Annotated in this window: 2 protein-coding genes; both read left to right on the top strand. The window is 74.0% G+C overall.

The features are described from left to right. Positions 1 to 68 precede the first annotated feature (68 nt). Positions 69 to 16331, top strand: a complete 16263-nt coding sequence (locus ABD371_RS19185; RefSeq protein WP_344478580.1) for a type I polyketide synthase — start codon at positions 69 to 71, stop codon at positions 16329 to 16331. Positions 16332 to 16351: 20 nt separating this feature from the next. After that, complete coding sequence (locus ABD371_RS19180; RefSeq protein ID WP_344478578.1) at positions 16352 to 21076, top strand: type I polyketide synthase; 4725 nt, start codon at positions 16352 to 16354, stop codon at positions 21074 to 21076. The last annotated feature ends 23 nt before the right edge of the window (positions 21077 to 21099 follow it).

The raw sequence follows: 21099 nt of genomic DNA, 5'->3' as shown, positions 1-21099 counted from the left end.
CACGGCACCCGCTGCATGGCGGCTTCGGGTGGACCGTGGCCGAGCGGGAGCCTGGGAGGCACTGACACATGGCAGAGGACGAGACACTCCGGGACTACCTCAAGCTGGTCACGATCGATCTGCGCAGGACGAAGCAGAGGCTGCGCGACCGGGAGGCCGCCGACCAGGAGCCGATCGCGATCATCGGTATGAGCTGCCGCTACCCGGGCGGTGTCCACACGCCCGAGGACCTGTGGCGTCTGGTGGCCGGGGAACAGGACGCGATCTCCGGATTCCCCCAGGACCGGGGCTGGGACCTGGCCCGGCTCTTCGACGGCGACCCGGACGGCGAGGGACACAGCTCCGCCCGCCAGGGCGGATTCGTCCACGACGCCACCGGGTTCGACGCCGGCTTCTTCGGCGTCTCCCCCCGTGAGGCGCTGGCGATGGACCCCCAGCAGCGACTGCTGCTCCGGGCGGCCTGGGAGGCGTTCGAGCACGCGGGCATCGACCCCCAGTCGGTCCGCGGCACCCGCACCGGGGTGTTCGCGGGCGGCAACGACCAGGGCTATCTGCGGCTGCTGGCGAACGAACCGAGTTCCGTGGGCCACCAGCTGACCGGCGGCGCGACCGCCGTGATCTCCGGCCGGGTCGCCTACACCCTCGGGCTGGAGGGCCCGGCGGTGACCCTGGACACGGCGTGCTCGTCGTCCCTGGTCGCCCTGCACCTGGCCTGCCGGTCGCTGCGCAGCGGCGAGAGCACTCTCGCGCTCGCCGGCGGCGTCACGGTCATGGCCACACCCGGCGTCTTCACCGAGTTCACCCGACAGCGCGGGCTGGCCGCCGACGGCCGCTGCAAGTCCTTCTCGGCGGACGCCGACGGCACCGGCTGGTCCGAGGGCGTCGGCGTCCTGCTGGTCGAGCGGCTGTCCGACGCCGTACGCAACGGCCACGAGGTGCTCGCGGTGATACGCGGCAGCGCGGTCAACCAGGACGGCGCGTCCAACGGGCTCACCGCCCCCAACGGCCCCTCCCAGCAGCGCGTCATCCTCCAGGCGCTCGCCGACGCCCGCCTCTCCGCGTCCGACGTGGACATGGTCGAGGCACACGGCACCGGTACGAGGCTGGGCGACCCGATCGAGGCGCAGGCGCTGCTCGCCGCCTACGGCCAGGACCGGCCCGCGGACCGCCCGCTGCTGCTCGGCTCGGTCAAGTCCAACATCGGGCACGCACAGGCCGCGGCCGGTGTCGCCGGCGTCATCAAGACGGTCATGGCGCTGCGGCACGAGCAGCTGCCCCGGACACTGCACGTAAACGAGCCGTCCGCACAGGTGGACTGGTCCGCGGGCGCGGTGGAACTCCTGACCGAGAAACGGCCCTGGTCCCGGGGCGAGCGCCCGCGCCGGGCGGGTGTGTCGTCGTTCGGGGTGAGCGGCACCAACGGCCACATCATCATCGAGGAGGCCCCCGACACGAGCGCCGACCGGACGGCGACCAGCACGGGTACCGAGGACGGACGGTCGGCGTGGCCGCTCTCCGGCCGCTCCGCCGACGCGCTGCGCCGCCAGGCGGAGCGACTGCTGCCGGTGGCCGCCCAGGCGCACCCGGCCGATGTCGGCCACTCGCTGGCGACGGGGCGCGCGGCGCTGGAGCACCGGGCCGTGGTGCTCGGTGAGAGCCGGGAGGAACTGCTGGCCGGGCTGCGGGCACTGGCCGAGGGCGAGGACGTGCCGTCGGTGGTGCGCGACAAGACCGCGCCGGGTGGCTTGGCGCTGTTGTTCTCGGGGCAGGGGTCGCAGCGGTTGGGGATGGGCCGGGAGTTGTACGGGGTGTTCCCGGTGTTCGCGGACGCGTTCGACGCGGTGTGTGCTCGGGTGGATCTCGGGCGTTCGTTGCGTGAGGTGGTGTTCGGCGAGGACGCGGGTTTGCTGGGGCGGACGGTGTTCGCGCAGGCGGGGTTGTTCGCGTTGGAGGTGGCGCTGTTCCGGCTGGTGGAGTCGTGGGGCGTGGTCCCGGATGTTCTGGTGGGGCACTCCATTGGTGAGCTGGCGGCGGCGCATTGTGCGGGGGTGTTGTCGCTGGAGGACGCCTGCGTTCTGGTGTCGGCACGCGGTCGGTTGATGGACGCGCTGCCCGAGGGTGGCGCGATGCTGGCGGTGGAGGTGGCGGAGAAGGATCTGACACTGCCCGAGGGCGTGGACCTTGCCGCGGTGAATGGGCCCGCTTCGGTGACGGTGTCCGGTGGGGCGGAGGCGATCGCCGTACTGGAGGAGCGGTTGCGCGGCGAGGGTGTGCGGGTGAAGCGGCTGGCCGTTTCGCACGCGTTCCACTCCCGTCTGATGGAGCCGATGCTGCCCGAGTTCGCGGCGGTCGCGGAGTCGTTGACGTACCACGCCCCGCGAATCCCCGTCCGCACCACCGCGCCCGGTGACATCGCCACCCCCGCCTACTGGGTGGGGCAGATCCGTGAACCCGTCCGCTTCGCCGACGCGGTGCGTCAGGCCCATGACGCCGGTGCCGGCGTGTTCCTCGAACTCGGCCCGGACGCTGTGCTCTCCGCCCTCGTCCCGCACCTCGCCGAGGACGTGACCGCCGTTCCCGCCCTGCGCTCCGGCCACGACGAGCACCCCACACTGCTGCGCGCCCTCGCGTGTGTCCACGCGCGCGGTGCGGATCTCGACCGGTCCGCCGTGTTCGCGCCCGGTGGCGGCCGGCGCATCCCGCTGCCCCTGTACGCCTTCGCCGCCGACCACTACTGGCCCTCCGGCGTCTCCTGGGCGGGCGATGTCGCGTCCGCCGGCCTCGGCGTCACCGATCACCCGCTGCTGGGCGCGGGTGTCGCGCTCGCGAAGGACGACGGATACCTCTTCACCGCCCGGATCTCCACAGCCGCCCAGCCGTGGCTGGCACAGCACCGGGTGCACGGCCGGATCGTGGTGCCCGGCACCGCGTTCGTCGATCTCGCGGTGCGAGCCGGTGAGCAGGCGCGGACCGAGCGGCTGGACGAGCTGGTCCTGGAAACGCCGCTGATCGTGCCCGAGGACGGCGCCGTACAGGTGCAGCTGGCCGTGGGCGCGGCCGACGACGAGGGCAGACGAACCCTCACCGTGCACTCCCGGCGCGAGGACGGGGGCTCGTTCGACGGCTGGCCGGACCGTCCCTGGACCCGGAACGCCACCGGAGTCCTCGCCCCCCGGCCCCGGACCGTCACCGAGGACCCCGAACTCATCGGCGTATGGCCGCCCCAGGACGCCGAACCCACCGACCCGGCCGCGCTCTACGAGCGGCTCACGACCGCCGGACTGGAGTACGGCGAGCTGTTCCGCGGCGTATCCGCCGTGTGGACGCGTGGCGCGGACGTCTTCGCCGAACTCACCCTGCCGGAGAACGCCGCCACCGGCTTTGGACTGCACCCGGCCCTGCTCGACGCCGCGCTCCAGTCGGCCGCCGTACAGGGCGACGGCACCACGACGGGCCTGCCCTTCTCCTGGTCCGGGGTGACGCTCTGGGCATCCGGGGCGACCCTCCTGCGTGCCCGGGTCTCGCCCGCGGACGACGGCGACGGCCTCCGGGTACGGGCGGTCGACCCGGCAGGCAGCCCGGTCGTCACCGTGGAGCGTGTCGTCACCCGGCCCGCACCGGACCTCACCGACGAGGCGCGACACCCCGACGACCTCTACCGGCTGGAGTGGACCCCGGTCCCGGCGGCCGGCCCCGGGCCCGGAGAGTGCGCGCAGTTCGGGGGCGGCGAGCCGCTCGTCGACCGGACGGGCACGCTCAACGGCCTCGCCGACAGCGGCCGGATCCCCACCCATCTGGTGCTGTCCGCCTGCCCGGACGCGCACCACACCCCCACCGACGCACAGGCCGTACTCGCCCGCACCACCGAGGTGCTCGGACAGCTGCGCTCCTGGCTCGGCGACGAGCGGTACGCGGGCAGCAGCCTGATCGTCGCCACCCGCGGCGCGGTGCAGGCGGACCCCGCCGACACCGTGCCCGATGTGGCGGGGGCCGCCGTATGGGGTCTGGTGCGCTCGGCGCAGTCCGAGCACCCCGGCCGGATCCTCCTGGTCGATCTGGACACCCCGGCCGGCGACACCGCCCGGGCGCTCGCCCTGTGCGTCATGTCCGGTGACCCGCAGACCGCCGTACGCGGGGAAACCGTGCTCGCGGCACGCCTGACGGCGGCGGACCGCGGACTCGTACCGCCCCCCGGCGGGGCGTGGCGGGTGGGAGTGCCGGAGCGCGGCGCGGTGGAGAACATGGCGCTGCTCGCGGCACCCGACGCGGCGCGGGAGCTGGAGCCGGGTCAGGTCCGGGTCGCGGTGCGCGCGGCGGGGGTGAACTTCCGCGACGTGCTGAATGTGCTGGGAATGTACCCGGGCGAGGTGCTGGTGGGAGGCGAAGCCGCCGGCGTGGTGGTGGAGACCGGCCCCGGAGTGTCCCGCTGCGCGGTGGGGGACCGGGTGATGGGGTTCTTCGACGGCGCGATGGGCCCGCTGGCGGTGACCGACGAGCGGCTCGTGGCCCAGGTGCCGCACGGCTGGAACTTCGCGCAGGCCGCGGCGGTGCCGATCGCCTTCGTGACGGCGTACTACGGATTGGTGGATCTGGCGGGGTTGTCGGCGGGTGAGTCGGTGCTGGTGCACGCGGCGGCCGGTGGCGTGGGGATGGCGGCGGTGCAGTTGGCCCGTCATCTGGGTGCGGAGGTGTACGGGACGGCGTCGCGGGTGAAGTGGGCGGCGACCGGGCTGGACGAGGGCCGTCTCGCGTCCTCGCGGGACCTGGGTTTCGAGGCGGTCTTCGCGGAGCGTACCGGTGGGCGTGGTGTGGACGTCGTCCTCAACGCGCTGGCGGGCGAGTTCGTCGACGCCTCGGCACGGCTGCTGGCCCCCGGCGGACGCTTCGTCGAGATGGGCAAGGCGGACCTGCGCGAGCCGGACGCGTTCGCCGGGCGTCGTTACCGCGCGTTCGACCTCCAGGAGGCGGGACCCGAGCGGATCGGGGAGATCCTGGCCGAGATCCTGGGACTGTTCGCGGCCGGGACGCTGGTACTGCCGCCGGTGCGGGCCTTCGACGTGCGGCGGGCACCTGAGGCGTTCCGCTTCGTGAGCCTGGCCCGGCACGTGGGCAAGGTCGTGCTGACGGTCCCGGGTGCGTGGAACGCGGAGGGAACGGTGCTGGTGACCGGCGGTACGGGGGCGCTCGGCGCCCTCACCGCCCGGCACCTGGTCACCGAACACGGCGTACGCCACCTGCTGCTGGTCGGACGACGGGGAGCCCAGGCCGACGGCGTCGGCGAACTGAGCGCCGAACTGACCGCCCTGGGAGCCGAGGTCACCGTCGCGGCCTGCGACATCACCGACCCCACGGCACTGAAAGCCCTGCTCGACCGAGTCCCGCGGCGGCACCCGCTCACCGCCGTGGTGCACGCGGCCGGCATCCTCGACGACGGCCTGGTCGAGTCGCTCACCGAGGACCGGCTCAAGGCCGTCCTCGCGCCCAAGACCGCGGCGGCGGCCCTGCACGAGGCGACGGCCGACGCCGACCTGGCCGCGTTCGTCATGTACTCCTCGATGTCCGGGACCCTCGGCAGCCCCGGGCAGGGCAACTACGCGGCGGCCAACGCCTACCTGGACGCCCTCGCCCGGCACCGGCACGCCCGCGGACTGCCCGCGCTGTCCCTCGCCTGGGGCCCCTGGACCGGCGTCGGCGGCATGGCCGACGCGCTCACCGAGGCCGAGGCGGCCCGTATCAGCCGCTCCGGATTCCCCCCGCTGAGCCCCGAGCACGGCCTCGGCCTGCTGGCGACCGCCCTGGCACTGCCCGGCCCGGCCCTGCTGCCCACCGTGCTGGACACCGCCCGCCTCGCCGCCTCCCCGGCCACGCCGCCCCCGCTGCTGCACGGACTGGTCCGACCCGCACGGCGGATCGCCGACCGCTCCGTCGCCCCGGGCGGCCTCGCCGAGCGGCTGCGCCTGCTGCCCGCGCAGGACAGGATCCACACCGCCCTCGAACTGGTCCGCGGCCAGGTCGCGTCGGTACTCGGCTTCGCCTCGCCGAACGCGGTGGACCCGACACGGCCGTTCAAGGACCTCGGCTTCGACTCCCTGACCTCGGTGGAGCTGCGCAACCGTATCGGCCAGACGACCGGCCGCAGACTGCCCGCGACACTCGTCTTCGACCACCCCACCCCCGAGGCACTCGCCACCCATCTCGTCACGGAGGTCCTCGGCGACCTCGCCGCGCCCGCCCCCGCCACCACCGCCGCCACCAGCGGCACCACCGCCGGCGACCCCATCGCGATCGTCGCCATGGCCTGCCGCTTCCCCGGCGGTGCCGACACCCCCGAGGCGCTGTGGCGGCTCGTCGCCGACGGGACCGACGCCGTCGGCGACTTCCCCACCGACCGGGCCTGGGACCTCGCCCGCATCTACGGCGAGACCGGGGAGTCCGAGGACAGGCGTACCTTCGAGGGCGGCTTCCTCCACGACGCCGCCGGCTTCGACCCCGCGTTCTTCGGCATCTCGCCCCGTGAGGCGCTGGCGATGGACCCGCAGCAGCGGCTGCTGCTGGAGACCTCCTGGGAGGCCTTCGAACGGGCCGGCGTCGATCCGGCGGAGCTGCGCGCCAGTTCCACCGGCGTGTACGTCGGCACCGCCACCTCCGGATACGGCCTCGGCCGGTTCGACGTGCCCGACGGCTCCCGCCCGCACGTCCTCACCGGCACCGCGACGAGCGTCGTCTCCGGCCGGCTGGCCTACACGTTCGGGCTGGAGGGCCCGGCGGTGACCGTGGACACCGCGTGCTCGTCGTCGCTGGTGGCGCTGCACCTGGCCATCGGAGCACTGCGGCGCGGAGAGTGCGCGATGGCGCTCGCCGGCGGTGCCACCGTCATGTCGGTACCGGGCATGTTCACCGACGCCGCGCAGGGCGGCGCGCTCGCGCCCGGCGGTCGCTGCCGTGCCTTCTCCTCCGACGCCGAAGGCACCGGCTGGGGCGAAGGCGTCGGGATGCTCCTGGTCGAGCGGCTCTCCGACGCGCGCCGCAACGGGCACCCGGTCCTGGCCGTGGTGCGCGGCAGCGCGGTCAACCAGGACGGCGCGTCCAACGGCCTCACCGCCCCCCACGGCCCCGCCCAGCAGCGGGTCATCCGGGCGGCGCTCGCCGACGCGGGCCTGGAGACCGCCGACGTGGACGCGGTCGAGGCGCACGGCACCGGCACCGAACTCGGCGACCCCATCGAGGTCCAGGCCCTGATGGCCACGTACGGGCACGGCCGCGACGAGGAACAGCCGCTGTGGCTGGGGTCGCTGAAGTCCAACATCGGCCACACCCAGTCGGCCGCCGGCGTCGCCGGGATCATCAAGATGGTGATGGCCCTGCGCCACGGCGTCCTGCCGCGCTCCCTCCACATCACCGAGCCCACCCGGCACGTGGACTGGGACGGCGGCGGGGTCCGGCTGCTGACCCGGCAGACGGAGTGGTCGGACACGGGCCGCCCGCGCCGCGCCGCCGTCTCGTCGTTCGGCATGAGCGGGACCAACGCCCACACCATCCTCGAACAGGCCGTCCCCGAGCCGGCCCGCGACACGTCCGCGGCCGAGGCGAGTCCGGCGGCCGAACTGCCCTGGCTGCTCTCCGCCCGTACCCCCGCGGCCCTGCGCGCCCAGGCACGGCGGCTCGCCGACCGCCTCGACGCCGGCCCCGCGCTCGCCGGCCACGACGTGGCCCACTCCCTGGCCGCCACCCGCTCCCGCTTCGAACACCGCGCCGCCCTCCTCGGCCCCGACCACCACGCCCAGCTGACCGCGTTCGCCGAGGGCGTCCCCACGCCGGGACTGGTGACGGGGACAGCGGGCCGGACCGGCCGGGTGGCGTTCGTGCTTCCCGGCCAGGGCTCGCAGTGGCCCGGCATGGCCGACCGGCTGCTGGAGGAGTCCGCGACCTTCCGGAACACGCTGCGGACCTGTGCGCAGGCACTGGAGGAGCACCTCGACTGGTCGGTCGAGGACACCCTGCGCGGCCTGCCCGGTGCCGGGAACATGGAACGGGTCGACGTCATCCAGCCCGTGCTGTTCGCGACGATGGTGGCCCTCGCCGGGCTCTGGCGCGAGCACGGCGTCGAGCCCGAGGCGGTGATCGGCCACTCGCAGGGCGAGATCGCCGCCGCCCACCTCGCCGGCGCACTGTCCCTGGAGGACGCCGCACGGGTCGTCACCCACCGCAGCCGCCTGCTGTCCCGGGTGGTCGGCCAGGGCGCGGTGGCCTCGGTCTCGCTGCCCGCGCGGGAGGCGCTGGCACGGCTCGAACGCTGGGGCGACGCCCTCAACATCGCCGCCGTCAACGGAGTGTCGTCCGTCTCCGTCGCGGGCGACGAGGCACCGCTGGACGAACTCCTCGCCGAACTGGAGGCCGAAGGCATACGGTGCCGCAAGCTCCGGATCAAGGGCGCGGCGCACTCGTCCGTCGTCGATCCGCTGCGCGAGGAGGCGCTCGCCGCACTGGCCCCCGTACGGCCCCGCGCCTCCCGTATCCCCTTCTACTCCACGGTCACCGGCGGACTGCTCGACACCACCGGGCTGGACGCGGAGTACTGGTACCGCAACATGCGCCAGACCGTGCAGTTCGCCCCGGCCACCCGCGCACTGCTCGCCGACGGATTCGGCGTCTTCATCGAGTGCAGCCCCCACCCGGCACTCGCCGGAGCCGTACAGGAGACCGCGGAGGACGCCGGCGCGCCCGACCCCGTGCTGCTGGCCTCGCTGCGCCGCCAGGAAGGCGGACTCAAACGGTTCTCCGTCTCGCTCGCCGAAGCGTTCGTCCGGGGCACCGACCCCTCCTGGGCCTCCCGCGGCAGCACCGTCGACCTGCCCACCTACCCCTTCCAGCGGGACCGCTACTGGTGGGAGCCCCTCCCCGAGGAGACAGCCGACCCCACCCAGGGCGCTACGGCCGAGGAAAGCCGCTTCTGGGCGGCGGTGGAGGGCGGCGACGCCCAGACGCTCGCCGAATCCCTGGGCACCGACGCCCTCGCCCCCGCACTGCCCGCGCTCGCCGCCTGGCGGCGGCGCTCCCACGACCGGTCCACCGTGGACGGCTGGCGCTACCGGGTCGAGTGGAAACACACCCCCCTCACCGGACCCGGCCGGCCCGCGCTGACCGGCACCTGGGCGATCCTCGCCCGCGAGGAGCAGGAAGAACTGGCCGGCCGGCTCGCCGCGCTGGTGAACCAGGCGGGCGGCCGGGCCCGTGTGAGCGCCGAACCGCCCGAGGAACCGTCCGGACAACAGCCGCTGTCCGGAGTGATCTCGCTGCTCGCCCTCGACTCCCGCCCCCATCCCCTCCACCCGGGCGTCAGCGTCGGAGCCGCGGGGAACCTCGCCCTGCTGCGCACCGTGACCGCCCGCCCGGACCCGCTCCCGCTCCACCTCGTCACCAGCGGCGCGGTCTCCGTCGGCCGCACGGACCCGGTACGGGACATCGCGCAGGCCGCCACCTGGGGACTCGGCCTGGTGGCCGCTCTGGAGCGGCCCGACTGCTGGGGCGGCCTCATCGACCTGCCGGAGCAGCCGGACGACCGGGTCCTGAACAAGCTGCTGCGGCTGCTCGCGCGGCGGCCCGAGGACTTCGGGGACTCCGGCACGGAGGACCAACTGGCGCTCCGCCCCGCCGGAGTCTTCGCCCGCCGCATGGTCCGCGCCCCGCGGACCACACCGGTCCGGTCCTGGCAGCCCGGTTCGACCGTGCTGATCACCGGCGGCACCGGAGGCGTCGGACGCCACCTCGCCCACCACATGGCCGCCCGGGGCGCACGCAAGCTCGTCCTCACCGGCCGCCGCGGCCCGGACACCCCCGCCGCCCGGGAGCTGGCCGCCGAACTCACCGCGCGAGGCGTCGAGACGATCGTCGCCGCATGCGACGTCACCGACCGGAACCAGCTCGCCGCGCTGCTCGCCGAGCACCCCGCCGACACGGTGATCCACGCCGCCGGTGTCGCGCAGGCGACCGCGCTCGCCGACTGCGAGGAGAGCGAACTCGCCGCGGTGACCGCGGCCAAGACCGAGGGCGCACGGCACCTGGACGAACTCGCCGGTGACGTCGGCACCTTCGTGCTCTTCTCCTCCGGCGCGGGCGTCTGGGGCGGCGCGGGCCAGGCCGCCTACGCGGCAGGCAACGCCGTACTCGACGCCTTGGCCCAGGACCGCCGGTCCCGGGGACTGGCGGCCACCGCCGTCGCCTGGGGCGGCTGGGCCGGGGGCGGCATGGCCGACGACGAGCGGGCCGCCGCGGAACTCGGCCGGCGCGGGCTGCACGCGATGGATCCGCGCCTCGCCCTCGAAGCGCTCGACCGGGCGCTGGACGCCGACGAGACCTGCCTGACCGTCGCCGACATCGACTGGGCACGCTTCGCACCCGGCTACACGGCGGCCCGCACCCGCCCGCTGATCATGGACATCCCCGAGGCCCGGGCCGCGCTCGAAACCTCCGACACCCCGCCCGGCCACCCCGGCGAGACCGACGAACTGTACGACCGGCTCGTCGAGCTGACCGGCCCGCAGCGGACCCAGCACCTGCTCGACCTCGTACGGGAGCACGCCGCCGCCACGCTCGGCTACGCCGACTCCACCGCGATCGAGGCCGGCCGTGCCTTCCGGGACCTGGGCTTCGACTCGCTGATGGCCGTCGACATGCGCAACCGCCTCCAGACCGCCACGGGCCGCAAACTGCCGCCCACCCTGGTGTTCGACCACCCCACCCCCGCCGATCTGGCGGACCACCTCCTCGCCGAGATCCTCGGCGAGCAGGACCCGGCCCAGGGCACTGCGGCCCGGGCCGCGGGCACCGCCGCGGACGAGCCGCTGGCCGTGATCGGCATGAGCTGCCGGTACGCCGGCGGTGTGGACTCGCCCGAGGACCTGTGGCGGCTCGTGCTGGAGGGCACCGACGCCATGGGCCCCTTCCCGCAGGACCGCGGCTGGGACACGGACAACCTCTACGACCCCGACCCCGACCACCCCGGCACCTCCTACGTCAAGGAGGGCGCGTTCCTCAGGGACGCCTCCCACTTCGACGCGTCCCTCTTCGGCATCAGCCCCCGCGAGGCGGTGGCCACCGACCCGCAGCAGCGGCTGCTGCTGGAGGCGACCTGGGAGGCCATGGAACGGGCCACGATCGACCCGTCGTCCCTGCGGGGCACCCAGACGGGCGTCTTCGTCGGCACCTCGTTCGTCGGCTACGGCATCGGGGCCCAGCAGCCGGGCAACGAGGCCGAAGGCTTCTTCCTCGCCGGCACCGGCACCGCGGCCGCGTCCGGCCGCATCTCCTACACCTTCGGCCTCGAAGGGCCCGCCGCCACCGTCGACACGGCCTGCTCGTCCTCCGCCGTCGCCATCCACCTCGCCTGCCAGGCGCTGCGGAACAACGAATGCGACCTGGCGGTCGCGGGCGGCGCCGCCGTCCTGGCCACCCCCGCCTCCTTCACCGAGTTCAGCCGACAGCGCGGCCTCGCCGCCGACGGCCGGTGCAAACCGTTCGCCGCGGCGGCCGACGGCACCGGCTGGGGCGAGGGGGTCGGCATGATCCTGGTGGAGCGCCTCTCGGACGCGCTGCGCAACGGACACCCGGTCCTCGCGCTGATCCGCGGCACCGCCGTCAACCAGGACGGCGCGTCCAACGGCCTCACGGCACCGAACGGCCGCGCCCAGCAGAAAGTCATCCGCCAGGCGCTGGCCAACTCCGGTCTGGAGGCCGCCGACGTCGACACCGTCGAGGCGCACGGCACGGGCACCACCCTCGGCGACCCCATCGAGGCACAGTCGATCCTGGCGACGTACGGCCAGAACCGCGCCGAGGACCGGCCGCTGTGGCTCGGCTCGGTGAAGTCCAACATCGGTCACACCCAGTCGGCGGCCGGCGTCGGCGGCGTCATCAAGACGGTCATGGCGCTGCGCGAGGGGGTCCTGCCCCGGACCCTGCACATCGACGCACCGACCCCGCACGTCGACTGGTCGACGGGCGCGGTCAAGCTGCTGACGGAGACCACCCCCTGGCCCGACACCGACGGGCGCCCCCGGCGGGCCGGCGTGTCCTCCTTCGGCGGCAGCGGCACCAACGCCCACCTGGTGCTGGAGCAGTACGTGGAACAGCCCGCGCCCGTCCAGGACCCCGAGCGCGCCCCCGAGGCCGACCGTACCCCCGAGCCCGAGCCCGACCGGTCTCCCGAACTCGCCGGCGTGGTGGCCCCCTGGACGCTGTCCGCCCGCGGCGCGGAAGCGCTCCGGGGCCAAGCCCTGCGGCTCCTCGAACACCTGGACACCGCACCCGCCGCCCACCCCGCCGACCTCGCCCACTCGCTGACCGCCACCCGTGCCCTGCTCGGACACCGCGCCGCCGTGGTCGCCGCCACCGACGACGACCGCCGGGCCGCCCTCCTCGCCCTCGCCCGCGGCGAGGCCGCACCACACCTGGTCCAGGGCGTCGAGCGACCCGGAAAGATCGCCTTCGTCTTCCCCGGGCAGGGCGGCCAGTGGGAAGGCATGGCCGTCGAACTGCTGGCGACCTCCGAAGTCTTCGCCGCCGAGCTGTACGCGTGCGGCGAGGAGTTCGCCCACCACCTGGACTGGTCGCCGATCGACGTGCTGCGCGGCACCGACGGCGCGCCGCCACTGGACCGGGTCGACGTGGCACCGGTCGTGCTGTTCGCCGTGACCGCGGCACTCGTCGCACTCTGGCGCGAGCACGGCGTCGAACCCGACATGGTCCTCGGCCACTCGCAGGGCGAGATCGCCGCCGCCTACGTCTCCGGCGCGCTCTCGCGCGCCGAGGCGGCCCGGGTCGTCGCCCTGCGCGGCAAGGCGCTCCTCCCGCTGGCCGGCATCGGCGGCATGGCATCCGTCGCCCTGCCGGCCGAGAAGACCCGCGAGCTGCTGAAGCCCTGGGACACCCGGCTCTCCCTGGCCGGGATCAACAGCCCGGCGTGGACCGTCGTCGCCGGGGAACGCGAGGCACTGGGCGAGTTCCTCGTTACCTGCGAGGAGGACGGCGTCCGCGCGAAACGCATCCGGGTGGACTTCTCCTCCCACTGTGCCCAGGTCGAGCCCGCGGCCCGGGAACTGGCGGAACTGCTCACCGGCCTCAGCCCCAGGACGGGCGGCATCCCGTTCCACTCCACGGTCACCGGAGAGCGGACGGACGGCGGACTCCTCGACGCCGCCTACTGGCAGCGAAACCTCTGCACCCCCGTCGACCTGGACCGGGGCGTGCGGGGACTGATCGAACAGGGGGCCCGGTTCCTGGTGGAGATCGGTCCGCACCCCGTCCTCGCGCCCTCGCTCGGCGAGATCCTCGACGACATCCCCGACCTCAGCCCGGGAGAGGTCACCGTGCTCGGCACGCTCCGCCGCGACCACGGAGGCATGGAACGCTTCCTCCTCTCCGTCGCCGAACTCCACACCCACGGGGGCGCGGCCGATCTCACCACGCCCCTCGCCGGGCTGCCGGTGCGGACCGTCCCGCTGCCGGTGTACGCCTTCCAGCGAGAGCGGTACTGGCTCGACACCGCGTCGCCGGGCGTCGGCGACCTCGGCGCGGCAGGCCTGAGCAGCACCGGGCACCCGCTGCTGACCGCCACACTGACGCTCGCCGACGGCGCGAGCACCGTCTTCACCGGGCGGCTGTCCCTGCGCACCCACCCCTGGTTGGCCGACCACGCCGTGCTCGGCACCGTCCTGCTGCCGGGCACCGCCTTCGCGGAGATGGCCCTGCACGCCGGGGCCCGGGTGGACGCCCCGCTGCTGGAGGAACTCGCCCTGGGCGCACCACTGGTGCTGGGCGAGAACCACGCCGTGGAGGTACAGCTCACGGTCGGCGCTCCCGGCGAGACAGGCCGCCGGGAGGTGTCCGTCCACGCCCGCGACGCCGACCTCGGGGACGCCCCCTGGGTCCGGCACGCCACCGGCACCCTCGCGCCCGCCCCCGCCGTGTCCGCCGCCCACTCGCTCACCGCCTGGCCACCGCCCGGTGCCGAACCGGTCGAACTCACCGGCTTCTACGAGGCCATCGCCGACGCGGGCTACAGCTACGGCCCCGCCTTCCGGGCCCTCACCGGAGCCTGGCACCGCGGTGACGAACTCTTCGCCGAGGTGCGCCTGCCCGACGAGGCGTCCGACAAGGGCTTCCTCCTGCACCCGGCGCTGTTCGACGCGGCTCTGCACGGCATCGGCCTGCTGCGCCGTCTGCGCGACGGTGCCGAAGCCGACGCGGGCCGTACCGCCGACCTCCCCTTCATGTGGCGGGAGGTGACACTGTCCGCCACCGGGGCCGTGACACTGCGCGTACGGCTCACCGAGTCCGGCGACGGCGTCGGCCTCGAACTCTTCGACGACACCGGAACCCCGGCCGGCGGAGTGGGAGCCCTGGTGGCACGGCCGGCGGGTGCCGAGCTGGCCGCTGTCCGCCATGGTCTGGCCGACACGCTCCTGCACGTGGACTGGGGGACCGAGGTACCGATCCCCGCCGCCGCTTCCGGCCGGCTCGCGCTGCTCGGGGACGGCACCTGGCTGGGCGGGGCGTTCGGGGACACGGAGCCCGAGGAGGCCGACATCGTCCTCGCGCCGTTCGTCGACCCAGGCACCGGCACCGGATCCGACACGGCCGACGCCGTGGAGAAGGCCGTCACCCGCGCTCTCGGCCTGATCCGTGACCGGATCGCCGACGAGCAGCACACCGCGCAGACCCTGGCAGTGGTCACCCGAGGCGCGGTCGCCACGGCCGACGACGACCTGACGGACCTGGTCAACGCGCCCGTACGCGGCCTGATGCGCTCCGGGCAGGCCGAGCACCCCGGCCGGTTCCTGCTGGTCGACCTCGACCCGGCGGCCGAGCCGGACCCCGCGCTGCTGCACCGGGCCGTCACCGCCGCACTGGAGGCGGGGGAGACCGAGGTCGCCGTACGCGGCGGGCTGGTCCTCGCGCCCCGGCTGGTCCGGATGCCCGTACCCGGAGGACGCGCCGACGCACCGGAACCGGCACCGCACACCGGCCTGGAGACCGCCGACGGCACCGTACTCGTCACCGGTGCCACCGGCACCCTCGGCAGCGCCCTCGCCCGGCACCTGGTGCGACACCACGGGGTGCGGCACCTGCTGCTGATCAGCCGCAGCGGCCCGGCCGCCCCCGGCGCCGACGAACTGGTCGCGGAACTGGCCGGCCTCGGAGCCCGGGCGACCGTGGCGGCCTGCGACGTCGCCGACCGCGAGGCACTCGCCGACACCCTGGCCCGGATCCCCGCGCGGCACCCGCTGACCGCCGTGGTGCACACCGCCGCCGTCCTGGACGACGGCGTACTCACCCACATGACGGACGAGAGCGTCGCGCGGGTACTCGGGCCCAAGGTACGAGGGGCGGTCAACCTGCACGAGCTGACCCGGGACGCGGAACTCACGGCGTTCGCGCTGTTCTCCTCCGCGGCCGGTGTCCTCGGCGGAGCGGGGCAGGCCAACTACGCGGCGGCCAACGTGTTCCTGGACGCCTTCGCCGCGCACCGCCGCCGGCTGGGGCTGCCCGCCGTGTCGCTCGCCTGGGGCCCCTGGGCCGAACGCACCGGACTGACCGGGACACTCACCGAGGCCGACGTACGCCGGGTGACACGCTCCGGCATGAGCACGCTCACCACGGAGGACGGCATGGCCGCCTTCTCGGCGGCCTGTGCCGCCGACCGGCCGCTGGTGGTCCCGATGGCGTTCCGGCCGGCGGCCCTGCGGGGGCGCGACCTGGTGCCCCCGCTGTTCAGGACGCTCGTTCCCCGTCCGAAGCGGCGGACGGAGGCCGGCTCGGCGGACCCCGCGGTCTTGCGGGCCGCGCTCTCCGGAGTGCCCGAGGCCGACCAGCGGCGCGTCGTGCTCGACCTGGTCCGCGGCCAGGTGGCCGCCGCCCTCGGCTTCGCCACCGCCGGGGCGATCGACATCGACCGGGGCTTCCTGGAACTCGGCCTTGACTCCCTGACCGGCGTCGAACTGCGCAACCGGCTGGCCGCGTCCACCGGACTGCGACTGCCTGCCACGCTGGTGTTCGACCACCCCAACTGCACCGAACTCGCCCGCTATCTCCGCGGCGAACTGGCTCCCGAACCGGTACGGGAGGTCGACAGACTGCTGGCCGAACTGGCCCGCCTGGAAGCCGGCCTGGCACGCATGGACGGCGACGAGGAGGGCCGGGCCCAAGTGGCGGCCCGGCTGCGGGCCCTGGCCGACCGATGCAAGAGCGAGCGGACCGGGCGGGAAGAGAACCTGGACTCCGCCTCGATCGATGAGGTCTTCGACCTGCTCGACACCGAGTTCGACACGCCGTGAGAGGACGCGAACAGCAGATCATGAGCGACACGGACCGGAACCAGCAGGACAAACTGGTCGCCTATCTGAAGCGAGCCACGACGGAACTGCGCGACGCCAACCGCCGCGTACGCGAACTGGAGGAGCAGCCGCGCGAACCCGTCGCGATCGTCGGCATGGCCTGCCGGTACCCCGGCGGCGTCCGCTCCCCGGAAGACCTGTGGAACCTGGTCGAGTCCGGCACCGACGCACTCGGCCCGCTGCCCGCGGACCGGGGCTGGGACCCGGCACGGACGTCAGCCGCGCCACGCGGCGGATTCGTCCACGACGTCGGCGACTTCGACGCCGGGCTGTTCGGCATCAGCCCGAGGGAAGCCGCCGCCACCGATCCGCAGCAGCGGCAGCTCCTCGAAGCGTCCTGGGAGGCGTTCGAACGGGCAGGCATCGACGTACGCACCCTGCGCGGCAGCCGCACCGGCGTCTTCGCCGGTGTGATGTACCACGACTATCCGTCGGTGGTCGATCCCCAAGCGCTCGACGGCTACCTGGGCACCGCCAACGCCGGCAGCGTCCTCTCCGGCCGTATCGCCTACACCTTCGGACTGCAGGGCCCGGCGGTCACCGTGGACACGGCCTGCTCCTCGTCCCTCGTGGCACTGCATCTCGCCGCCCGGTCGCTGCGCGACGGCGAGTGCGAACTCGCCCTGGTCGGCGGGGTCACGATCATGTCCGGGCCGATGATGTTCGCGGGATTCGGCCTGGAAGAGGGCAGTGCCGCCGACGGCCGCTGCAAGTCCTTCGCCGCCGCCGCCGACGGCACCGGCTGGGGCGAGGGCGTCGGGGTGCTCCTGGTGGAGCGGTTGTCGGACGCCCGGCGCAACGGGCATCGGGTGCTGGCCGTCGTGCGCGGCAGCGCGGTCAACTCCGACGGCGCGTCAAGCGGTCTCACCGCCCCCAACGGACCCGCCCAACAGCGGGTCATCCGCCAGGCTCTGGCGAGCGCGGCACTCGTACCCGCCGAGGTCGACGCGGTCGAGGCACACGGCACCGGTACGACCCTGGGTGATCCGATCGAGGCGCAGGCGCTGCTGGCCACCTACGGTCAGGAGCGTGCGGAACCCCTGTACCTGGGCTCGATCAAATCCAACATCGGCCACACCCAGGCCGCCGCCGGGGTGGCGGGTGTGATCAAGATGGTGGAGGCGATCCGCCGGGGCGTGCTCCCGGGGACGCTGCACATCGACGCGCCCACCCCTCAGGTGGACTGGTCGGCGGGTGCGGTGGAGCTGCTCACCGAGGCACGTCCCTGGCCGGAGACCGGCCGGCCCCGCCGGGCCGGGGTCTCCTCGTTCGGCGTCAGCGGCACCAACGCGCACGTTGTGCTGGAGGCGGTTCCGGCTGAGGTTTCCGAGGCCGGGGCTGGGGTCGGTGGGTTGGGTTGTTCGTCGTCTGTTGGGTTGTGGGTGCTTTCCGGTCGGGATGAGCGTTCTTTGCGTGCTCAGGCTGGGCGGTTGCGTGGGTTTCTTGTGGCGCGGCCGGGGTTGGTTCCGGTGGATGTGGGGTTGTCGCTGGCGACGACGCGGGCGGCGTTGGAGTGTCGTGCGGTGGTGGTGGGTTCTGGTCGTGACGAGTTGATCGCCGGGCTGGGGGCGCTGGCCGAGGGTGTGCCGGGTGTGGGTGTGGTGAGTGGGGAGGTTCGTCCGGGCGGGTCGGCGCTGTTGTTCTCGGGGCAGGGGTCGCAGCGGTTGGGGATGGGCCGGGAGTTGTACGGGGTGTTCCCGGTGTTCGCGGACGCGTTCGACGCGGTGTGTGCGCGGGTGGATCTCGGGCGTTCGCTGCGTGAGGTGGTGTTCGGGGACGATCCGGTGCTGTTGGGGCGGACGGTGTTCGCGCAGGCGGGGTTGTTCGCGTTGGAGGTGGCGCTGTTCCGGCTGGTGGAGTCGTGGGGTGTGGTCCCGGATGTGCTGGTGGGGCACTCCATTGGTGAGCTGGCGGCGGCGCATTGTGCGGGGGTGTTGTCGCTGGAGGACGCCTGCGTTCTGGTCTCGGCGCGCGGTCGGTTGATGGAGGCGCTGCCCGAGGGTGGCGCGATGCTGGCGGTGGAGGTGGCGGAGAAGGATCTGACACTGCCCGAGGGCGTGGACCTTGCCGCGGTGAATGGGCCTGCTTCGGTGACGGTGTCCGGTGGGGCGGAGGCGATCGCCGTACTGGAGGAGCGGTTGCGCGGCGAGGGTGTGCGGGTGAAGCGGCTGGCGGTTTCGCACGCGTTCCACTCGTTCCTGATGGAGCCGATGCTGCCCGAGTTCGCGGCGGTGGCGGAGTCGTTGACGTATCACGCTCCGCGGATCCCTGTACTGACGACCGCTCCGGGTGACATCGCCACCCCTGCCTACTGGGTGGGTCAGATCCGCGAGCCTGTCCGCTTTGCGGATGCGGTGCGCCGGGCTTTTGACGGTGGGGTGGGTCGGTTTGTGGAGCTGGGTCCGGACGGGGTGTTGTCGGCGCAGGTGGGGTTGTGTCTGGCTGGGCATTCCGAGGTGGTTGTTGTGCCTTTGCAGCGTTCGGGTGTTGATGGTGTGGGTGCTCTGTTCGCGGGGGTCGCGGGGGCGCATGTCGCCGGGGTGGGGTTCGACTGGGGCGAGGTCTTCGGCTGTCTCGGCGGTCAGGTCGTGGACCTGCCCACCTACGCCTTCCAGCACCAGAGGTACTGGCCACTGCCCGCGTCCGGCCCCGGCGGGGTCGACGGACAGGGCACCGATGACGCCTTCTGGGCCGCGGTGCGCGGCGGCGACGGGGACGCCGTCGCCGGACTGCTCGGTGTGGACCCCGGCGAGGACCGGGAGCGGCTCGACGACACGCTGTCGAAGCTCACGGGCTGGCACGACCTCTACTCCTCCCAAGGCCTGCGGTACCGGGAGGAGTGGCAGCCCGTCCCCGTCCCTGTGGACCCGGTCCTTGTCGGCGGCTGGCTGGTGCTGACACACCTCGAACACGAGGAGACCGCCGCCGAGTGCGCCGAGGCGATCCGCCGCAGCGGCGGAACCCCGCTCATCCAGGTGATCGACCAGGCCGACGCGGCGGCCGAACTCCGGCGACTGGTGGAGCGTTCCTCCTCCGACCGCCCCTGGGCGGGGGTGCTGTCACTGCTCGGCCTGGCCGAGGACACCGCCGTGGCCACCGGACTCGCCCTCGTCCAGACGCTGGCCGACACCGGCACACGCGTGTGGTGCGCCACCCGTGGTGCCGTGGCGCTACCGGGCGAGGAGCCCCCGGCGGCGGGTGCCCACGCCCTGTGGGCGCTGGGCCGGGTGGCCGCGCTGGAACATCCCTCGCTGTGGGGAGGGCTGATCGACCTGCCCATCACCGGGGTCGGCGACGCCCCACTGGTCGCGGTCCTCTCCGGGGTCACCGCCGAGGACCAGATCGCCCTCCGGGACGTACCCCTCGCACGGCGGCTGGTCAGCGCGCCTCCGGTCACCACCACGCCCTGGTGCCCCCGGGGCACGGTGCTGATCACCGGCGGAACGGGCGCGCTCGGCTCCCGTGTCGCCCGATGGGCGGCCCTCGGCGGTGCCACACGACTGGTGCTGGCCGGCCGGCGCGGTTCCGCCGCACCGGGTGCCGGCGAACTGGTCGCGGAGCTGACGGAGCTGGGGGCGGAGACCTCGGTGGTCTCCTGCGACTTCGCCGACCGGGACGCCGTCGCCGCGCTGCTGGCCCAGTACACGCCGAACGCCGTGGTGCACGCCGCGGGCGTCGGGGGCTTGGGAAGGCTGTCCGAACTCACCGAGGAGGACCTCGCGGCGGCTCAGTCGGGCAAGGCGGCCGGTGCCGAGAACCTGGACGAACTCTGCGGTGACCTGGACGCCTTCGTACTATTCGGGTCGGTCGCCGCCGTCTGGGGCGGTGCCGGACAGGCCGCCTACGCCGCCGCCAACGCCCGGCTGGAGAGCCTGGCCCTGCGGCGGGCGGCCCGTGGGGCACCCGCGACCTGCGTGGCCTTCGGCGCGTGGGCCGGAGAGGGCATGGCCGAGGGCGCGGACACCGAACTCGCCCGTCGGGGAGTCGGGGTGATGGATCCGGACCTGGCGCTTGCCGCCATGGCCGACGCGGTCGCGGACACGGCCCCCACGGTCACCGTCGCCGACGTCGACTGGCCGGTGTTCACGCAGACGTTCACCTCCTCCCGGCCCAGTTCCCTGCTGGCCCGGCTGGCGGGCGGCGCGGCCCCCGACGGGGCGGATGCGACCGGAGCCCCCGGCGACCTGCGCGCCGATGTTCTCGCCCTGCCCCGGTACGAGAGGTCCGACAGGGTCCTGGAACTGGTGCGGACACAGACCGCCCTGGTGCTCGGACACACCCACGGCGGCGACATCAAACCCGACCGCGCTTTCCGGGACCTCGGCTTCGACTCGCTCACCGCCGTGGAGATGCGCAACCGGCTCACCGCGGTCAGCGGCCTGTCGCTGACCGCCACGGTGGTCTTCGACTACCCGACGCCCGCCGAACTCGCCGAGCACCTCCTGGAGGAGTTGGGCATCGCCCCGGACAGCGACGAGGGCGAGGCCGACGAGGAAGAGCGCGTTCGCGCCGCCCTGGCCGCTGTGCCGACGGCCCGGCTCCGGGAGGCCGGACTGCTCGAACCCCTGCTGAGGCTGGCGGGGGAGAAGACCGACGGCAGGGAAGCACCGACCGCGCACGCGGTGGACGAACTGGACGGCGAGGCACTGCTGAAGCTCGTCGAAGCCAACGACGGGGAGCACTGACCATGGCCGCGTCCGCCGACGAA

The organism is Streptomyces amakusaensis (genome assembly GCF_039532665.1).
In the GTDB taxonomy this organism is placed as follows: domain Bacteria; phylum Actinomycetota; class Actinomycetes; order Streptomycetales; family Streptomycetaceae; genus Streptomyces; species Streptomyces amakusaensis.
Note: the sequence above shows the minus strand (reverse complement) of the source record. Positions and strands in the feature narration are given on the sequence as shown.

What these genes read in the sequence shown, in the direction of transcription:
- ABD371_RS19185 (WP_344478580.1), top strand. Translation starts at nt 69, where the DNA reads ATGGCAGAGGACGAGACACTCCGGGACTACCTCAAGCTGGTCACGATC.
- ABD371_RS19180 (WP_344478578.1), top strand. Translation starts at nt 16,352, where the DNA reads ATGAGCGACACGGACCGGAACCAGCAGGACAAACTGGTCGCCTATCTG.